A 17,392-nucleotide genomic window follows, 5' to 3' on the forward strand; every position below is an offset into this window, starting at 1 on the left:
GGGGTGGGCAAGTCCACCCCGCCAAGCGGTTATAGCCGGCGCGCGATGGCGACGAAATCGTCGACGCAGAGCGTTTCGGCGCGGCGCTGCGGGTCGATCCCGAGCGATTCCAGCGCGCCGAGTGCTCCGGGCAGTGATTTCAGGCTCTGGCGCAGCATCTTGCGGCGCTGCCCGAAAGCGGCCTGCGTCACGCGTTCGAGCGTGTCCACCGCCACACCTTCGGGCATCGTGTCAGGTTCGATATGGACGATGGCGCTCATCACCTTGGGTGGCGGGGTAAAGGCGCTACGGTGGACCTTCATCGCCAGCTTTGCACGGCTGCGCCACTGCGCGAGCACGGCAAGGCGGCCATAGGCTCCGCTGCCCGGCGCAGCGATGATCCGCTGGGCGACCTCAAGCTGGAACATCAGCGTCAGGCTTGCCCATGCCGGGGGCCATTGCGCGCTCGATAGCCAGCGGGTGAACAAGGCCGTGCCGACATTATAGGGCAGGTTGGCGACTACCGCGAAGGGCTCCCCCATCAAATCCTCGTGGTCGATCGCCATTGCGTCACCGTCGATCACGCGTAATTGACCGGGAAAGGCGTCGCCCAGTTCGGCGAGGGCGGGGAGGCAGCGCCGATCCATCTCGATCGCGGTGACGCGGGCGCCTGCGCGCAGCAGGGCGCGGGTCAATCCACCGGGGCCGGGGCCGACTTCCAGCACCGCGCGATCCTGCAAATCGCCGGGTATTGCCGCGATCCGGTCGAGCAATTGCGCATCGAACAGGAAATTCTGCCCCAGCGCCTTGCTTGCCGACAGCCCGTGGCGCGCGATGACCTCGCGCAAGGGTGGCAGCTCAGCCACGCGCAGCCTGTCGGCGTGCGGCGCAGGCGGCTGCCATGCGGATGGCGGAGATCGTTGCGCCCGGATCGGCCAGCCCCTTGCCTGCGATGGGGAAGGCGGTGCCGTGGTCGGGGCTGGTGCGTACGATTGGCAGACCGAGCGTGACGTTGACGCCTTCGTCGAAATCGAGTGCCTTCAGCGGAATCAGCGCCTGATCGTGATACATGGCAAGCGCCACATCATAGGTTTCGCGCGCGCGATGGGCGAACAGCGCATCGGCAGGATGCGGGCCCGTCGCGGCGATGCCTTCCTCCACCAGCCGGGCGATGGCAGGCGCGATGATCCGCTGCTCCTCGTCGCCCATGCGTCCGTCCTCGCCCGCGTGGGGATTGAGCCCGCACAGCGCCAATCGCGGGGTTTGGATGCCGAAATCGCGTTCCAGTGCGCGGGCCACGACCCGTCCCTTGCGGACGATCAAATCGGTGGTGAGCAGGTGCGGCACGTCGGCGAGCGAACAATGCACGGTCAGCGGCACTGCGCGCAACGAAGGGCCGGCAAGCATCATCACCGCATCTGCTGCAGCAACCCCGCAAGCGGCGGCCACGAATTCGGTCTGGCCCGGATGGGTAAAGCCCACCGCAGCGAGCTGCGACTTTGCCACGGGCATCGTGATCACCGCACCCGCTTTGCCTTCGACGGTCAGGGCGCAGGCTGCTTCGAGCGATGCCAGCGCCAGTTGCGCACCGGCGGAGCTTTTCTCGCCGGGAGTGTAAACGCCATTGACCGTGCCCAGCACGGGCAGCGCCTTATCGAACATTGCCGCTGTCTCGGCAGGCTCCGAAATTGCCGCGACGGGTAGCTCGATCCCACGTGAGCGCGCTGCTTCGACCAGTACACCCGCCCCGCCGATCACGGCGAAAGGCGGCAGGTCGAGCGAGCCGCGCTGCGACCACGCTTCCGCGATCAGCTCCGGTCCGATTCCCGCAGGATCACCGAGCGAAACGGCGAGAGGCGCCGCAGCCATGCTCAGTTGTATTCGATATAGGCGTCGCTGCGCAGGTCTCGCAGATAGCGCTGCGCGCGCTTGTTGATCCGCTCGTCCTCAAGCTTGTTCATGACCGATTCGAAATCGGGCTTGTCGACCTGCTCCGGATCGTCGCGTCCGCACAACATCAGCACGCGCACGCCATCCTGCACCGAGCCGAAAGGCGGAGTGGTCTGGCCGACCTTGAGATTGAGCACCGCATCCTGCAGCTGGGCAGGCAGAGCGCGGGCGCGGACCTGGTTGTTCTCGACCACGCTGGCGCCCAGCGCCTGCGCCTCGCGATCGACATCGCCGCAACCCTTGATCTGCTTCACGCCCTCGGCAAATTTCTGGACCTGCGCGCGCGCCGCGTCCTCGCTGATGCCGGGCTTGAAGGCGATCGAGATCTGCTTGAGCGACAGGACCGCATCGCGCGGATCGGCAGTGAGCACCTGGCGCTTGTCGATCAGCAGCATGATTTCCCAGCCGCCCGGAATCTGGAACGGTCCGACCAACTGGCCCGGCTGCATTTCGCGTGCAACGGTGGCCATCTCGGTCGGCAAGGTGGCGAGGCGGACCCAGCCCAGATCGCCGCCGACCGCAGCTGTGGAAGCTTCGGAAAACTGACGGGCGTAGGCGGCGAAGCTGCCACCCTTCTTGAGCTGGTCGACGATCTTTTCGGCGTTTTGCTCCACGGAAGCGGAGGTCTCCGGCGTCGCGGAGAGATAGATTTCGCCGAGGCGATATTCTTCCGTGCCCTTGGAGGCTTCCATCTGCTTCAGCACGTCATTGACTTCGCCGTTGGAGACATTGACGAACGGCTGGATATTGCGGCGAAGCAGCTTCTGCCACGCAATCTCGCCCTCGATCTGGCGTTTGAGCGATGCGGGGGACGATCCGACGCTTTTCAGATAGGCGTCCATCTTGCCCGGATTCTGGCCGAAGTTCTGCGCAGCAACCCGCTGGTAGCTCTGTTCGACCTCTTCCGGAGTGACGTCGATCTTCTGCGCCTTGGCTTCCTGAATCTCGAGCGTCTCGTCGATCAGATTGCGCAGCACCTGTGCCCGCAAGCGTTGCATCTCGTCGGACGATACCTTGCCCTTGTTGGCGGCGACGACAAGCGCGACCCGCTGATCGACATCGGTCCCGGTGATGACGTGGCCATTCACCACCGCAGTAGCCGTGCGGACGTTGGGGTTGTTCTCGCCCAGCATCTTGATGTCGGACGGAAGGTTGAGCGATCCGTTGTCCTGCGAATTATCGGCGGATTCCTGCGTATCCGATGCCGTATCCTGTGCGTGAACGGCGACGCCGGACAACACCAGTGCGGCGGCGGCGGTTGCGGGAAACAGGGCGGTAAGCGTCTTGAGCTTCACTATGATCCAATCCGTATTCACTGGAAGAATTGCCGGTCGTTTGCAGGTTTCCGGCTTAACCAAAGCTGATAATGGTCCGGCGCGATAGCCGCTTTGTGCGCCGATGCCAACGCCATGCGCTCGTTTGGCCCCGATCCTAGCGCACGCCGAGATTGCGCAGGCTGAAATAGACCTGGAAGCTGTTGCCCCGCTGCGCATCGCCCGCCGTTACGTAATCGCGTTGCCAGGTGAGCCCGAGTTCAAGGCAATCGTCGCGATAGGCAAGCCCGAGGCGCGTACGGATCGGCTGGAAGCCGTTGCTGGTGAAGGTCGGGTCTTCCTGCGAATTGGTGAGGTTGAAGACGCCCGATCCGAACACCGACCAGTATTTCGCGAAAGCGACGCGCGTGGCAGCGCGCAATTCCTCGCGATCCTGCAAATCCTCGATCTGGGTGATATTGCGGTTGAGCCGTAGATAGCCGACTTCGAGATAGGTCTTTGACGAGCCGATCGTCGCATCGATCTCGTTGTCGCGTACGGCGAAATTGTCCTTGTCGAGCCGGAAGCGATGGGTCAGCTTGATAAAATCCTTGTAGCGGACTTCGACCCGGCCAACATAATCGGACAGCTTATTATAGAAGCCGGTCCCATCGACCAGAATGTCGGTGCTGCCAGTGAAGCGATAGGATTGGCCGAGCGTCGCTTGGATCTTCCAGCCCGGTCGCCGCAATTGCCAGTCGACGCCATAGGTAAGGCGCACTCCGTCCTCGAACCGATCGTAGCCGGGGTAGCGGTTGATCGCGAACAGATTGGTATCCTCAAGATCGATCGCCCGGGAATCTTCATTGGGAACCTGCAGGTTGCGGATCGGCGGGGTGGCAACCAGCTGCACCCGCGGGGTAAGCACCTGCTCGCCGCCGAAGGCCTTGCCAACCAGTGGCCAGCTTACATCCACCGCGGCGGCCGCAATGCCCCGCGCCTGCCAGCCGGGCAGACCCTGATAGATCGGGGTGGTGGTGAGGTCGTTGGCATCGGAATGATAGACGTCGCCGCGCACGAGCCCGGTCAGTTGCACTACCTGACCCCAAGGTGTGATCCGTCGCAGGTCCCACTGGGCCTTGGCGAAGGCACGTTGGGTGTCCTGCCCTTCGGTGCGGATCAGGTCGAGGCTGTTGACTTCGAGTTCGATCGTACCGCCTGCCAGCGGATCGGCCAGACGCTTGCGATAATCGATTGCCGGAAGCGCGATCGGCTGCTGGCCCTGCACCTGATTGAGCCGCAGCGTCTGCGTGTACCAGCCCGCGATCGAGAGGTAGGAACTGTCGTCGATACGCTCCAGATTGGCCGTCGAGCGCAGGCGATCATCATAACTGATGTCATAACGCCGCAGGAACGTGCGGTCGCTGGCAAGACGGATCGAAGTCGTCAGGCTCCAGTTGGGATCGAACTGGAACTTGCCATTGGCAAACAGGTAGCCACGCGGATCGCGCGTGGTATCGGTCGAATTCCCGGTGAGGTTGGAGGCGCGCTTGCTTTCGGTCAGATAGCCGGTGACCTGATACGCGCCGATGCCGGTCAGATGCCGCCATTCCGCACTCACCATTGGTGGGGCCTGAGAAAAAATATAGGCGCTGGCGGTCAGGTCCTTGTTGTCGCCGAAGCGCATATAATAGCTGTCCGAGACCTCGATGCCGTTGTTGCGCGAGACGCGGAAATCGGGAACCAGGAAGCCGTTGACCGGCCCGCCGTCGGTTCGGATCGCCAATGAGGGAATCGGCAGGATGCGCGCGCCGAACAGTTCCAGGTGGGCACCGGAAAAACGCACTTTGTCGTTGGTGGGGTCATACACCACCCGCCGCGCGGTAATTTTCCAGGTTGGCTTCTTGGGGCACCCATCGGACGTTTCCACCGGGCAGCCTGTGTAGGCGGCATAGCTCAGCTCGACATCGCCATTGTCCTTGCGCTCGCCCGATTTGGCCGCCAGTCGCCCGCCCTGCCGAAGGGCGATCAGCAGGTCCTGCATCGAGCCGGCCTCGAACTTGTCGGTCAGCTCGACACTGTCGGTAAACAGCTGGTTGCCGCTTTCATCGACGAAGCGCACGCGCCCGCTGGCGAGGATCTTGCCGGTCTTGCTGTTGTAGACCACTTTATCCGCGCGGACCGAGCGTTCTCCATTCTGCAGGAGCACGTTGCCCGTCGCTGTGATGACCGTGTTGGTGCTGTCGTAACTGACCTGATCGGCACCGAAAGTGATCTGGCGATTGCCCTGAGCATCGTTTTCCGGTGCGGGCGGGGGCACGGGCGCATGTTCGAGCGGGGCAGGCTGAAGATCCTGTGCTGCAAGCGGATTTACCGCGAAGGGAAGCACGGCGAGCGTCATCGCAGCGGCCCATTCGGCGCGCGAAGGAGGGGAACCGGACACTCTTTCGCGGCGGCAGCGCATCAGTGGCCTATCGCATTGCTCCGGGCCCGGGTCCAGACCCATAAATGCACTCTATCGTCATATCCGGCACGATTGCCGCTGAACCGCTAGGCGGTTGCAAGAGGCAAGTCGCGCGCCTAGGCGCATTCCATACCCCCAACAGTTCAATGCCGGAGTTTCCATGCATATCGAATTCAGCCAGTCCCGTCCCCAAGGGCTGAGCCTCGTTGCCCATATCGTCAACAAGGGCAAATTGCCCGATAACCTCGAACGATCGCTGGTCGAAGGGGCAGAAGCGGCGCGCTTCAAGGGTGCCGCAGGGCAATTCTTCGACGGTTTCGTCGAGCGTGACGGCAAAGTCATTCGCGTTGCGCTGGCCGGAGCGGGCGATCCCACCGCCGATGAACGCGTACAATATCTCGAACGCGCCGGAGCGGTGCTGGCGGCGAAGTTCCAGTCTTCGGGCGTGACCACGATCGGGCTCGATGCGGGCAATCTGTCGGCTGCATCGCTCGCGTCGGTATTGATTGGCCTGCGCCTCAGGAACTGGCGCTGGGATGCACATCGCACGCGCATGAAGGACGAGAACAAGGTCACCCTCGAAACCGTGCAGGTCTTCAACGCGCCCGACGGCGCTGCCGATGCGTGGCGCGATGGCGAGGCGGTCGCCAAGGGTGTCGAATTCACCCGCGAGCTGGTGACCGAGCCTGCCAATGTGCTTTATCCCGAAGAATTCGTTGCCCGCTGTCGTGCCCGCTTCGAAGGCACCGGTGTCGAGATCACCGTCCTCGACGAGGACGAGATGACCCGTCTGGGCATGGGGGCACTGCTCGGCGTCGGACAGGGTTCGGCGCGTGATTCGCGGATCCTCGCAATCAAGTGGAACGGCGGCGCTGCGGGCGATGCACCCACGGCTTTCGTCGGCAAGGGCGTGACCTTTGACACGGGTGGCATATCCCTGAAGCCCGGACCAGGCATGGAAGACATGAAGTGGGACATGGGCGGCGCAGGCGCGGTCGCCGGCGCGATGCTCGCGCTTGCATCGCGGAAGGCCAAGACCAATATCGTGGGCGTGTGCGGGCTGGTCGAAAACATGCCCGACGGCAATGCCCAGCGTCCGGGCGATGTCGTGACATCGATGTCGGGCCAGACGATCGAGGTGCTCAACACCGACGCCGAAGGGCGGCTCGTGCTGGCCGATGCGCTGCATTGGACGCAGGAAACCTTCAAGCCTGCGCGAATCGTCGATTTCGCGACGCTGACCGGTGCAATGATCATCGCACTTGGCAATGAGCATGGCGGGGTGTTCTCCAACGACGATACGCTGGCCAGCCAGATGCTTGCCGCTGGCAAGGAAAGCGGCGATGCACTGTGGCGCTTCCCGCTCTCCCCGGCTTATGACAAGCTGCTCGAAAGCCCGATCGCCGATATGAAAAATATCGGTGGCAAAGGAGCCGGATCGATCACCGCCGCGCAGTTCCTCCAGCGTTTCATCAAGGATGGCACGCCCTGGGCGCACTGCGACATCGCGGGCATGGTGTGGGCCGACAAGCCCGGCCACAGCTGGGGCAAGGGCGCGACCGGTTTCGGCGTGCGCCTGATCGACCGCTTCGTGGCGGACAATCTGGAAGGCTGATCCGCTGCGGATCGATTTCTACCAGCTCAGTCGTGACCCGGTTGAGCGGGTTGTGCCGCTATTGGCGGGCAAGCTGCTCGAAACCGGGGAACGGCTGTTGGTGGTCGCGCGCGAGGAAGCGCTCCGCACTGCGCTGTCGCAAGCTTTGTGGGATCGCAGCGGCAGCTTTCTCGCCCATGGCATGGCGGGCGATCCGGATACCGGGCGCCAGCCGATCCTGCTGTCGGAAACGTGCGACGCGGCCAATGGCGCGAAGATGATCTGCCTCGCAGATGGCGAATGGCGCGAAGAAGCAAAAGGTTTCGAACGCGCCTTCCTGTTGTTCGGCACGGAACGGACAGAGGCGGCACGGGAATTGTGGCGTGCGCTGAGTTCCGGCGATGCTGAAATGCACATCCACAAGCAGACCGACCGAGGTTGGCGCGAGGGGGCATAACGAAACGTTTTCATGAATTCGTCCCGTTTCGAACCGCACGGGGCTTGCCGACTGTGAGACCGGGCGCTATCGGCGCGCGCAACATTTTCCCAAATTCTTGTAAGGATTCCTCCCATGGCGGTTACCCGCACCTTTTCGATCATCAAGCCCGACGCAACCCGCCGCAACCTGACCGGCGCGGTCACCAAGATGCTGGAGGAAGCTGGCCTGCGCGTGGTCGCGTCCAAGCGCATTCACATGACCCGCGAGCAGGCCGAAGGCTTTTACGCCGTGCACAAGGAACGCCCGTTTTATGGCGAGCTGTGCGATTTCATGACCAGCGGCCCGGTGGTGGTGCAGGTCCTCGAAGGCGAGGATGCGGTAAAGCGCAACCGCGACGTGATGGGCGCGACCAACCCGGCTGACGCTGCCGAGGGCACGATCCGCAAGACTTTCGCCGAAAGCATCGAAGCGAACACAGTTCACGGCTCGGATTCGGAAGAAAACGCGAAGATCGAAATCGACTACTTCTTCGACAAGGACGAAATCGTCGGTTAAGTTGGGCGCAAGCCCGAATCTTTTGATCGCATAGTAACAATTGCGTTAACGCACGCTTCATCGCGCATGGTAAGCCTGCGCGCATGATGTGGGGTCGAGCCAATAGGGACAAGGGACTGGCGCAGCGGTTTGCTGCGGCAGTCAACGCGCATGATCTGATCGCGCTCAGCGACCTGATGCACGACGACTTCACTTACATCGATAGCTGGCGCGAAGGCATCGTGGGGCGACAGGTGGCGCTCGATGCCATAGAGTTGCTGTTCGATCGTGATCCCGATTTTGCAATCGAGGTCGAGGAAACCAGCTTCAAACAGCCCGAAGTGTTGATGCGCGGACTGGTCAGAAGTCCCTATCTCGGCGGCGATCGCCGTGCCGTATGGCGCATCGTTTGCGAGGGCGATCAGGTAAGGGAATGGCAATCCTGGGCCGAAGGTGGACCGCCTGGTATGACTCGCAAGCTCGCCCCAGACGATCTTCGCGATATGAGCAACCTTGCGGGCGATTCACCCGACAGCGACTAGAGCGGCGTAGCCGTCAGAAATCGTCAGCCGCGTTCATCAGCTTCGTCAGTCGAGGGGGCGCCACCGCGCGCCAGCTGCGTTCGAGCCATTCGCCGATGTGGTTCCAGTCTACCCCCGGGCGATTCAGGATGAGCCCGACCCAGCCGCTCGCGCCGTAATAAGCGGGCTTGTAATAGGCCTGCGGCTGCGTTTCGACGAGGTTTTCCAGCTCGTCCATGCTACCGGTCTTCACCAGCAGGCCGATGTGTTCGACACCGTGATGCTGGTCAGCAAAATGCGCGAAGAACTTGCCGCTCTTCTCGCTGCCGACACGGAAACCGGGCGATCCATGGCTGGAGCGTTCATGCGTTTCGGGCAGGGCGAGGGCGAGTTCTCGCACCCTTGCAAGCAAGTGCTCGGGATTATTCCCGCGCGACACGTAATCGGCCAGCACGCGCGGATAGAGCTGGTGTTCTGCGAACAACACCCGCCGGGCGAGAGTATCGGCGGTGTCGCCGGGCTGGATGGCGACCGCGATCTGGCCCAGCACTTCGCCCGCATCCAGCTCCTCGGTCACCAGATGGACCGATACGCCTCCATGGCTGTCGCCCGCAGCGATAGCCCGCGCGTGGGTGTCGAGGCCGGTGTATTTGGGCAGCAGAGAGGGATGGATGTTGAGCATCCGTCCACTCCAGTGCGATACCGTTTCGGCGGTGATGACCCGCATATAGCCCGCCAGCGCGATATAGTCCGCATCGGCGGCTAGGATGGCAGCCTCCATCTGTGCCTCGTGTTCGGCGCGGGGCAGGCCCTTGTGTGCCAGTGCGAAGGTCGCAATGCCCTCTGCCGCGGCGAGAGCGAGACCGGGTGCGGAGGGGTCGTTGCTGGCGACAAGCACGATTTCGAACGGGGCATCGGACAGGCGGCTGGCATAAAGAAGCGCCGCCATGTTCGATCCTGTGCCCGAAATCAGCACGGCGATTCGCGCGCGCGGCACAGTGCGCTCAGGCGGAATGGTCCGCCTCCCAGGCATCGCGCGCCGACCAGGTGCCCGCCGATCCGCGCACGGTGCAGCCGCGCGGCCCCGGCTCGATCCGTCCGATGGCAAATGCGTTTTCACCCGCCTGCGCCAGATCCGTGATCAGCGAATCGGCCTCATTAGGCTCCACCGCCAGCACCATGCCGACGCCGCAATTGAACGTGCGCGCCATTTCCTCCGGCTCGATATTCCCCTGCGCCTGCAGGAAGGCCATCAGCCGCGGTTGCTCCCAGCTATCGGCGTCGACCACCGCGCGTGCGCCTTCGGGCAGGACGCGAGGGATGTTCTCCAGTAGTCCGCCGCCGGTAATATGCGCCAGCGCTGCAATCCGTCCGGCGCGGATCGCGGGCAGCAAGCTTTTCACATAGATTTTGGTCGGTTCGATCAGCGCATCGATCAGCAGTCGGTCGGCGTCGAACAGGGCGGGGCGGTCGAGCTTCCAGCCCTTGTCGGCTGCCAGCCTTCGGACCAGCGAATAGCCGTTCGAGTGCACGCCCGAACTGGCAAGCCCGATCAGTACCTGTCCTGCGCGCACACGCTCTCCGGTCAGTTGCTCGCCGCGTTCGACCGCACCGACGCAAAAGCCCGCAAGATCATAGTCACCGGCGGCGTACATGCCCGGCATCTCCGCCGTTTCGCCGCCGATCAGCGCGCAGCCTGCCTGCTTGCAGCCCTCTGCAATTCCCGCGACAACTCGCTCGGCAATGCCGTTCTCCAGCTTGCCGGTGGCAAAATAATCGAGGAAGAACAGTGGTTCGGCGCCTTGAACGATCAGATCGTTGACGCACATCGCGACGAGATCGATGCCGACCGTGTCGTGGCGTCCGCTATCGATGGCCAGCTTCAGCTTGGTGCCGACACCGTCATTCGCCGCGACCAGCAACGGGTCGGAATATCCAGCCGCCTTGGGATCGAAAAATCCACCGAAGCCGCCCAGCTCGCTGGTCGCGCCGGGGCGGGCAGTTGCGCGTGCCAGCGGGCCGATCGCCTTGACCAGCGCGTTGCCTGCTTCGATCGACACGCCTGCGCGTGCATAAGTGTAGCTTGTGGTATCGTCGCTCATCCTGGATGCTGCCATACGCATTCGCGCTTGGATTTCCATGGCCCATGCGCCAAAAGGCCCATCAAATTTTCACATGACGTCGCTTTCCCTCCCTTTGCCGCGATATCGCAAACCGATCCTGCTGTTGCTGGCGGGCGCTGTTATGGTGCTGATTGCGTTGGCCGTGCGCGCGCAAGTATCGGGCGATCGTGGGATCGCTCCGGTCGCGGTTTCGCGTGATATCCAGGTCTCGGGCATCAAGGTCGACACGACAGGTAAGACCGGTGAAGCAGCGCGCGAAGAAGGCTGGAAGCAGGCTGAGCGGCTGGCCTGGGCGAAGCTTGGCGGCCCGAAGCTGTCCGATTCGCAGATTTCCAGCATGGTTTCGGCCATTGTGATCGAGCACGAACAGCTGGGCCTGCATCGATATATCGCCCAGCTCGGCGTGACTTTCGACCGTGGCCGCGCGAACCAGTATCTCGGCGGTGGGGGCGCGATCGTGCGATCTTCGCCAATGCTGCTGATCCCTGTGACAGTCTCGGCCGGGACGGATCTCGTTTACCAGCGTCGCAACCAGTGGCAGCGAGCCTGGGCGGACTTCCAGGCGGGGAACAGCAATATCGATTACGTCCGGCCTGTGGGTGCAGGCGGCGATTCGCTGATGGTCACTTTCGGGCAGACCGACCGGCGCAGCCGCTTGTGGTGGCGCGCCGTGCTCGACCAGTTCGGCGCGTCCGACGTGTTGGTTGCGATCGCCAAGCTCGATTACAGCTATCCCGGCGGGCCGATCGCCGGTCATTTCATCGCCCGTTACGGTCCGGACGACAAGGTGCTGGCGAGCTTCGATTTGAAGGCGCAGGGGCCGGATCAGCTCGATGCGATGCTCGATTCTGCCGTGCAGCGGTTTGACGGAATTTTCACCGACGCATTCAATGCGGGCAAGCTGCGGCCCGATCCGACACTCAATGTCGAAGCACCGGCCCTGCCGCCTGCCATAGCGGCGCTGGTGCAACGCGGTCGTGAACTTGAGGCACAGGATGCAGCCGCGGCTGCCGCTGCTGCCGACGCCAACGCTGCGGGGCTCCCGCTTCCCGACGGCAGTGCAACAAGCACTACCGATGCAAGCGGAAGCGATACCCCGGCGACACCTGCGCCTGTCGTGAAAGTGACCAGCTATACGGTCCAGTTCGCGACACCCAACGCCGCCTCGGTCGATTCGGCGCTCGCGGCGGCGCGCGGCGCCAGCGGCGTGCGCGCGGCGACAACGAGCAGTCTCGCGATCGGCGGCGTGTCGGTGATGCGGATCACCTATTCCGGATCGCAGGCGGAGCTTGCCAAGGCGCTGAGAGCGCGCGGCTTTACCGTGCGCGAAGGGGCTGGCGGGCTGTCCGTCTCGCGCTAGGCGCCTGAAGGCGCGCCATGGCCCAATACGCTCTCCCGCTCGACACCCGCGATGCGACCGCCTCCACACGGATCGTGGTGGGGGCAGCCAATGCATCGGTGATCGAGGCGCTCGCGGACCCATCGCACTGGCCATTTCACGTCGCCGTGCTGGTGGGGCCGCCGCGATCCGGCAAGACGCTGCTTGCGCGGCATTTTGCCGCAACCGCCTGCGGAGAGGCAATCGACGATGCGCATGATGTGGAAGAGACGACGCTGTTCCACCGCTGGAACCGCGCGCAGGATGACGGCAGCCCGTTATTGCTTTGTGCGCGCGAGGGTTGGCGGATCACACTGCCTGACCTGGCCTCGCGGCTGGGCGGCTCGCTCCAGTTGGGCATAGGCGCGCCCGATGATGCGATGGTGCGCGATTTGATCGAGGCCCATGCCGAGCAGCGCCATCTTGCCCTGAGCGATGCGGCGAGCGCTTATCTCGTGCCCCGGATCGAGCGCAGTTTCGCCGCAATCGAGGCGGTCGTTGCCGCAATCGACCGAATTTCGCTTGAACGCCAGCTTCCCGCCACCATGTCGATTTGGCGCGATGCGCTGGAATCGGTGCAAGGGCCGGAGCAGGCCAGCTTGCTTTGAACGCCGATTGGTGGGAGATTCGTTTCTGTCATGTTCAATCGCCTGACCGCATATCTCGATAGCATCCGTGCGCGCGACCCCGCGCCGCGCTCGCGATGGGAAATCCTGCTGTATCCGGGTGTATGGGCGCTCGGTTTCCACCGGGTGGCACACTGGCTGTTTGAGGCGGAATTGTTCTTCCTCGCGCGGCTGGTCAATCATCTGGGCCGCTTCCTGACCGCGATCGATATCCATCCGGGTGCGAAGATCGGGCGCAATTTCTTTATCGACCACGGGTTTTCGGTGATCGGCGAAACAGCCCAGATCGGCCACGATGTGACCATCTATCAATGCGTGACTCTGGGCGGCACCAACCCGACCAATGGGGTGGGGGGCAAGCGCCATCCGACGATCGAGAACAATGTCATCATCGGTTCGGGCGCGCAGGTCATCGGGCCGATTACCGTCGGCGAGCGGGCGCGTATTGGGGCCAATGCAGTGGTGACCGACGATGTGCCCGAAGGCGCGACGATGGTCGGCTTCAAGGCCCGTTCGACGCTGGTGCCGATCGAAACCTATATGCGCGAATTCATGCCCTACGGCACGCCCTGCAACGAACCGTGCGAGCCCGATATGAGCCGTATCGAAACGCTTGAAGCGCAACTCACCGAAATGCGCGCAGAACTGGAATCTCTGCGTGCTTCGGCGGTGATGGATGAGCCCGCGACCCGCAGCGGGACCGACAATTGAGCCGTCCGCAGACGCCCGGCGGCGCAAGTGGTTCGGTGATTTCCTTCCCTGCCGCTTTCGTCAAAGGCGGCGCGAATCAGACCAGCTTCACCCGTGAAGAACTGATGCGTATCCTTGACCTTTATGGCCGGATGGTCGCCGCCGGGCAGTGGCGCGACTATGCGATGGATTTCGACAAGGACTTCGCCTCCTTCTCGGCCTTCCGCCGTACTGCCGAGCGCCCACAGGCGCGGATCGAGAAGCGCCCGGCCTTGCGCAACCGGCAGGGTATGTGGGCGCTGTTCGGCGAGCACGGCCAAATGCTGAAGCGCGGGCATGAACTGGCCGGCGTCCTTGCCCCGGTTGAGCGGCGGCTGGTGAAGGCAGTGGAGGACTGAGAGCGACGTCGATTGCCGTCGACTGCCCGAAAATTTTGAAATCAAAGGTTTTTCGAATATTTCTGCGTCTGGCCACAACAGGTCCAGCCCGGAGGCGGGGAATGATCCTTCTCATTTTGGCAGCAGCTGCGCAGACCACCGGAGCAGACGAACCGGTCCGGATAGACATCCTCGCCCCGCCTCCCTGCGAGGCGCAACAGCCACGACCGACTTCGTCCGATGAGATAGTCGTGTGCGCGAGGCGTAAGGACAACAGCCAATATCGCCTCTAAGACACCGCCAGTAAGCCGCGCGACGGAGGCCTCCCCAAAGCGCAAGTGCAACTGGCCAAGGGTGTGACCGTCAGCGCGGAAACCGAAAGCGAAGATTTCGGCATGGCCCGCTCGAACAGGGCAATGGTGCGCTTCAAGATCAAGTTCTAGAGCGGCGTTGAGAAGGTTTTTTAGTCAGTTCGGGCAACAAGATGCTGAGTTGTAAGGTTTGTCGATTCAAAAGACTTCAGCCGCCTGTCCCCGTGCAGCTCGCCAGATCGAAGAACTGTTTTGCGACGAAAACATTGTCTTGAGAAGATCCGGCATCTGGAATCAGGATATGAGCGGGAGCTAACCTGCCTCTCTGCGGTATCTCGTCGATAATATTGTAATCGACGTCCATGGAGAGAAACTCCCGATTACCCAACGGGCGAGGGCCACCGTCGGGATTGGGAGGGCGCCAATCCTCAGCGGCAACATCGGTCGTAGAAGCAATATTTTGTAGGTTGTCGGAACCGCCGTTCCACGGCAGCCACCACGAAGTCTTGCCGGTTTTCTTGGAATGAACGCCCCACGCCAGTCCGCCTGGCCAGTCCGGACTTCTATCTACCGGTTTGAAAAATGCAGTTACGTCCGGTGTATGACGCAAAACGTATTTGGCGTTTTCAATTGGGCAGCCATGGATGGACACGGTGGCCAGCGCCAGCAATCCAATCATTTTCACACCTCATCGGCTAGGCCAGTTTTTCGAGCCTTGGCATCGGAATGAATGACCGCGCTACCGGAAATTGTTGCAGACCTATTGGTGGCCGCTTGTGTGTTGCTGACCACCATTCGTGATTTTCCTACACTATGGCTGAAATGCCAGAATGTTTCGCTCGTGGTCGAACAAGCCGGCAAGCGCCCTTGAATGACTCTCCGGCGGCATTCGGGATTTTCTCACCAGAACCGTGTTCCGGATGTTCCAAATCCAGGGGATGCCGCCGGAGATTCCAACTCTCGTCCTACAGCGATCAGGCCGTCACCATCCCCGCTTGCGGCAGGCGCAATTGCACTTTGCCGGGCAGTAGCGCCACGACCTTGGCGCGGATCGGCGTCCAGAAGCCTGCCAGCGTCAGCAGGGCAGAGCCGATCACCAGTGCGGTCAGTGCAAAGTTCAGTTCTACTGCGCCGAAACGGTCGAACAGGAAGGTGAGGGCGGCCAGCACATAGGCAAGCGCAGACACCAGCAGCGCACGCCGGTCGATGGCGAGCGCCACCAGCCCGAACAGCACATAGATCGCGATGACACCCAGGGCGCCACCGACGCCAATCGCGCCGCCACCGTCCATCACGCCCAGCGAATAGAACAGCGGGTGGGCGATCATCGGTGCGGCGAGCAGGTGCAGCCAGAAGGCAACATCGCTGCGCCGGGTCGTGCGCTCGCGGTCGCTCATATCCCAGCGCATTGCCACGGCGAACACGCAGAGCCCGGCGACGAATACCAGCCCAAGAATCGGGAAATGGCCTTGCCCGTCGGTCATGATCTGCACCGCCAGTGCCGCCGCCCCGATGGCGCATGCGACCACTGCACCGGCTCCAGCGGCAATGGTGATCGGGACCATGAAACGCTTCCAGTGCAGCCACGAGAAATAGGTGGTCAGCGCTGCTGCACCGGCCATGATCAGGACAATCAGCACGGCGCCCATAGCGTCACCGATCTGCGATTGCCCGATGGCCTTTTCGCTGATCGCATGAATCCCCGCAATCAGTCCGATTGGAAAAGAGATCAGCGCGAAGGATGCTGCCAGCACGCTTCCGACGAAGGTGATCAGCAGCAGGATGGAGGGCAGTGCCATGCGGCGCTGCCGGGTGAAGATTTCCGCAAGCGCCCAGGCTGCACCGGCCACCATTGCGCTGGGCAGGAAGATCGGGAAGAGACTGCCGAACAGCGAGGAATTGCTGGGAGATCCCGTTATCGCGCCGCCGATCGATCCAACCGCAATCAGCAGGATCACAACCCCGATCGACACGAAAACGTCGTTGAAGCTGTTGATGAGGCGGAAATTCTCCTCATCGCTGCGCGGCATGGCGCGGACAGTGCTCATGTGAGCGCGAAAGCTGGTTGCCGCCTCGGCGCTCAGCGCGCCGGCAGCCACCGCTGCATTGATATCCTCTTCGGAATACACCGGACCCTCCCCTGTTATCGAAAGGAGAGAATAGGTCCGGTGTGTTATTCAGTCAATACGGCTCGTCGATCAGCCTCGTGCGCTCGACGGAGCGGCATCCGCGCCGAGCACCTTCTGCATCGCTTTCAGGATCGCAGCTGACTGCTCCGAACCCGAGTTGGGTGCGTGGAGGTGGTTCTGTTCGCTGATCTTGTCCCAATGCGCGGCGAAGCCTTCGACTGTGCGTTCGCCTTCAGGCAGCCAGACTGCATCGTTCATCATCACCCATGCCGAGTGGTAGCCGCCGGCCCCCGCGCCGACGATGGCGTTGGTCGGCGCGTCTTCGCTCACCAGGAACAGCGCGGCAGGAACGACATTCACCGGGTCGAACAGCTTGAAAGCCTCTTCGGGGAACAGGTCCTCGGTCATGCGGGTGCCTGCAACCGGGGACAGCGTATTGCACTTGATGTTGTATTTGGCGCCTTCGAGCTGGAGCGTCTTGGTCAGGCCAGCAAGGCCCAGCTTGGCTGCGCCATAGTTGGCCTGGCCGAAATTGCCGAACAGGCCTGTCGACGATGCCGTCATCAGCACGCGGCCATAGGCTTGCTCGCGGAAGGTCTCCCAACATGCCTTGGTGGCATAGGCCGAGCCGATCAGGTGGACTTTCACCACGAAATCGAAATCTGCCGGTTCCATCTTGGCGAAGGTCTTGTCGCGCAGCACGCCGGCGTTGTTGATCAGGACATGGACGCCGCCCCATTTCTCCTTGGCGCGGGCAACCATCTCTTCCATCTGGTCGTATTCGGTGACCGAATGGCCATTGGCCATCGCGGTGCCGCCAGCCGCCTCGATCTCCTCGACGACTTTTTGCGCCATGTCGGAATGGCCGGTGCCATCGCGTGCACCGCCCAGATCGTTGACCACCACCTTGGCGCCCCGGCGGCCGAGTTCGAGCGCGTATTCGCGGCCCAATCCGCCACCTGCGCCGGTCACAATGGCTACCTTGTCCTTGAAATCGATGGTCATGGTTTCTCTCCGAGTCGGG

General features: G+C 62.6%; 18 protein-coding genes. 9 read left to right on the forward strand and 9 right to left on the reverse strand.

What is annotated here, in order from left to right; translation table 11 throughout:
* Window positions 1-29: 29 nt before the first annotated feature.
* The 4 genes from rsmA to GRI58_RS07830 form a co-directional block, all read right to left on the reverse strand.
* Window positions 30-845, reverse strand: coding sequence for a 16S rRNA (adenine(1518)-N(6)/adenine(1519)-N(6))-dimethyltransferase RsmA (gene rsmA, locus GRI58_RS07815; protein WP_160753020.1), 816 nt, complete (start codon window positions 843-845; stop codon window positions 30-32).
* Window positions 838-1,848: a 4-hydroxythreonine-4-phosphate dehydrogenase PdxA gene (gene pdxA / locus GRI58_RS07820; protein WP_160753021.1), complete on the reverse strand. Its 1,011-nt coding sequence runs from the start codon at window positions 1,846-1,848 to the stop codon at window positions 838-840. Before pdxA ends, rsmA begins: the two co-directional genes overlap by 8 nt.
* A gap of 2 nt (window positions 1,849-1,850) precedes the next feature.
* Window positions 1,851-3,224, reverse strand: coding sequence for a peptidylprolyl isomerase (locus GRI58_RS07825; protein ID WP_337190920.1), 1,374 nt, complete (start codon window positions 3,222-3,224; stop codon window positions 1,851-1,853).
* Window positions 3,225-3,360: 136 nt separating this feature from the next.
* Complete coding sequence (locus GRI58_RS07830; RefSeq protein ID WP_419957033.1) at window positions 3,361-5,646, reverse strand: LPS-assembly protein LptD; 2,286 nt, start codon at window positions 5,644-5,646, stop codon at window positions 3,361-3,363.
* A gap of 160 nt (window positions 5,647-5,806) precedes the next feature.
* Between GRI58_RS07830 and GRI58_RS07835 the strand changes: the two genes are divergently transcribed.
* The 4 genes from GRI58_RS07835 to GRI58_RS07850 all read left to right on the forward strand — a co-directional run bounded on the left by GRI58_RS07835 (window position 5,807) and on the right by GRI58_RS07850 (window position 8,755).
* Window positions 5,807-7,261 carry a leucyl aminopeptidase gene (locus GRI58_RS07835; RefSeq protein ID WP_160753023.1) on the forward strand — a complete coding sequence of 485 codons (1,455 nt, stop codon included), beginning with the start codon at window positions 5,807-5,809 and terminating at the stop codon, window positions 7,259-7,261.
* Between the two features lie 4 nt (window positions 7,262-7,265).
* Window positions 7,266-7,697, forward strand: a complete 432-nt coding sequence (locus tag GRI58_RS07840; protein ID WP_160753159.1) for a DNA polymerase III subunit chi — start codon at window positions 7,266-7,268, stop codon at window positions 7,695-7,697.
* A 114-nt stretch (window positions 7,698-7,811) separates the two neighbouring features.
* Entirely contained in the window at window positions 7,812-8,234 is a 423-nt protein-coding gene (gene ndk, locus GRI58_RS07845; protein WP_160753024.1) for a nucleoside-diphosphate kinase, read from the forward strand.
* An 83-nt stretch (window positions 8,235-8,317) separates the two neighbouring features.
* Window positions 8,318-8,755 carry a nuclear transport factor 2 family protein gene (locus tag GRI58_RS07850; protein ID WP_160753025.1) on the forward strand — a complete coding sequence of 146 codons (438 nt, stop codon included), beginning with the start codon at window positions 8,318-8,320 and terminating at the stop codon, window positions 8,753-8,755.
* 13 nt (window positions 8,756-8,768) lie between these two features.
* Here GRI58_RS07850 and purN read toward each other — a convergent pair whose 3' ends face one another.
* On the reverse strand, window positions 8,769-9,767 hold the full coding sequence (purN, locus tag GRI58_RS07855) for a phosphoribosylglycinamide formyltransferase (protein ID WP_160753026.1): 999 nt from the start codon (window positions 9,765-9,767) through the stop codon (window positions 8,769-8,771).
* Window positions 9,739-10,836, reverse strand: a complete 1,098-nt coding sequence (purM, locus tag GRI58_RS07860; protein WP_160753027.1) for a phosphoribosylformylglycinamidine cyclo-ligase — start codon at window positions 10,834-10,836, stop codon at window positions 9,739-9,741. The genes purN and purM overlap by 29 nt, the downstream gene beginning before the upstream one ends.
* Before the next feature lie 73 nt (window positions 10,837-10,909).
* Here purM and GRI58_RS07865 point away from each other — a divergent pair, with 73 nt between their 5' ends.
* Genes GRI58_RS07865 through GRI58_RS07880 form a run of 4 tightly spaced genes read left to right on the forward strand, consistent with a single transcriptional unit; the run spans window position 10,910 to window position 13,949 of the window.
* A complete protein-coding gene (locus GRI58_RS07865) occupies window positions 10,910-12,217 on the forward strand; it encodes a heavy-metal-associated domain-containing protein (protein ID WP_237452179.1) in 1,308 nt (435 codons plus the stop codon).
* 17 nt (window positions 12,218-12,234) lie between these two features.
* On the forward strand, window positions 12,235-12,843 hold the full coding sequence (locus tag GRI58_RS07870) for an HdaA/DnaA family protein (protein WP_160753029.1): 609 nt from the start codon (window positions 12,235-12,237) through the stop codon (window positions 12,841-12,843).
* Between the two features lie 30 nt (window positions 12,844-12,873).
* Entirely contained in the window at window positions 12,874-13,572 is a 699-nt protein-coding gene (gene epsC / locus GRI58_RS07875) for a serine O-acetyltransferase EpsC (RefSeq protein WP_160753030.1), read from the forward strand.
* A gap of 35 nt (window positions 13,573-13,607) precedes the next feature.
* Window positions 13,608-13,949, forward strand: a complete 342-nt coding sequence (locus GRI58_RS07880) for a DUF2794 domain-containing protein (protein WP_160753160.1) — start codon at window positions 13,608-13,610, stop codon at window positions 13,947-13,949.
* 498 nt (window positions 13,950-14,447) lie between these two features.
* On the opposite strand, the gene GRI58_RS07885 is transcribed toward GRI58_RS07880, so the two are convergent.
* Entirely contained in the window at window positions 14,448-14,918 is a 471-nt protein-coding gene (locus tag GRI58_RS07885; RefSeq protein WP_160753031.1) for a hypothetical protein, read from the reverse strand.
* Window positions 14,919-14,969: 51 nt separating this feature from the next.
* Here GRI58_RS07885 and GRI58_RS07890 point away from each other — a divergent pair, with 51 nt between their 5' ends.
* Window positions 14,970-15,110 (forward strand): hypothetical protein, encoded by a 141-nt coding sequence (locus GRI58_RS07890; RefSeq protein WP_160753032.1) that lies wholly within the window; start codon window positions 14,970-14,972, stop codon window positions 15,108-15,110.
* 103 nt (window positions 15,111-15,213) lie between these two features.
* On the opposite strand, the gene GRI58_RS07895 is transcribed toward GRI58_RS07890, so the two are convergent.
* Together GRI58_RS07895 and GRI58_RS07900 are read right to left on the reverse strand one after the other, a co-directional pair.
* Complete coding sequence (locus GRI58_RS07895) at window positions 15,214-16,368, reverse strand: hypothetical protein (RefSeq protein ID WP_160753033.1); 1,155 nt, start codon at window positions 16,366-16,368, stop codon at window positions 15,214-15,216.
* Window positions 16,369-16,437: 69 nt separating this feature from the next.
* Entirely contained in the window at window positions 16,438-17,373 is a 936-nt protein-coding gene (locus GRI58_RS07900; RefSeq protein WP_160753034.1) for an SDR family NAD(P)-dependent oxidoreductase, read from the reverse strand.
* Window positions 17,374-17,392 lie beyond the last annotated feature (19 nt).

Source organism: Qipengyuania algicida, assembly GCF_009828025.1.
Taxonomy (GTDB): Bacteria; Pseudomonadota; Alphaproteobacteria; order Sphingomonadales; family Sphingomonadaceae; genus Qipengyuania; species Qipengyuania algicida.

Bases quoted from the DNA above. Each gene is read 5' to 3' on its own strand.
- pdxA (WP_160753021.1), bottom strand. From the start codon at position 1,848: ATGGCTGCGGCGCCTCTCGCCGTTTCGCTCGGTGATCCTGCGGGAATC.
- GRI58_RS07830 (WP_419957033.1), bottom strand. From the start codon at position 5,646: ATGCGCTGCCGCCGCGAAAGAGTGTCCGGTTCCCCTCCTTCGCGCGCC.
- GRI58_RS07835 (WP_160753023.1), top strand. From the start codon at position 5,807: ATGCATATCGAATTCAGCCAGTCCCGTCCCCAAGGGCTGAGCCTCGTT.
- ndk (WP_160753024.1), top strand. From the start codon at position 7,812: ATGGCGGTTACCCGCACCTTTTCGATCATCAAGCCCGACGCAACCCGC.
- GRI58_RS07850 (WP_160753025.1), top strand. From the start codon at position 8,318: ATGATGTGGGGTCGAGCCAATAGGGACAAGGGACTGGCGCAGCGGTTT.
- purN (WP_160753026.1), bottom strand. From the start codon at position 9,767: ATGCCTGGGAGGCGGACCATTCCGCCTGAGCGCACTGTGCCGCGCGCG.
- purM (WP_160753027.1), bottom strand. From the start codon at position 10,836: ATGAGCGACGATACCACAAGCTACACTTATGCACGCGCAGGCGTGTCG.
- GRI58_RS07865 (WP_237452179.1), top strand. From the start codon at position 10,910: ATGACGTCGCTTTCCCTCCCTTTGCCGCGATATCGCAAACCGATCCTG.
- GRI58_RS07870 (WP_160753029.1), top strand. From the start codon at position 12,235: ATGGCCCAATACGCTCTCCCGCTCGACACCCGCGATGCGACCGCCTCC.
- epsC (WP_160753030.1), top strand. From the start codon at position 12,874: ATGTTCAATCGCCTGACCGCATATCTCGATAGCATCCGTGCGCGCGAC.
- GRI58_RS07885 (WP_160753031.1), bottom strand. From the start codon at position 14,918: ATGATTGGATTGCTGGCGCTGGCCACCGTGTCCATCCATGGCTGCCCA.
- GRI58_RS07890 (WP_160753032.1), top strand. From the start codon at position 14,970: ATGACCGCGCTACCGGAAATTGTTGCAGACCTATTGGTGGCCGCTTGT.
- GRI58_RS07900 (WP_160753034.1), bottom strand. From the start codon at position 17,373: ATGACCATCGATTTCAAGGACAAGGTAGCCATTGTGACCGGCGCAGGT.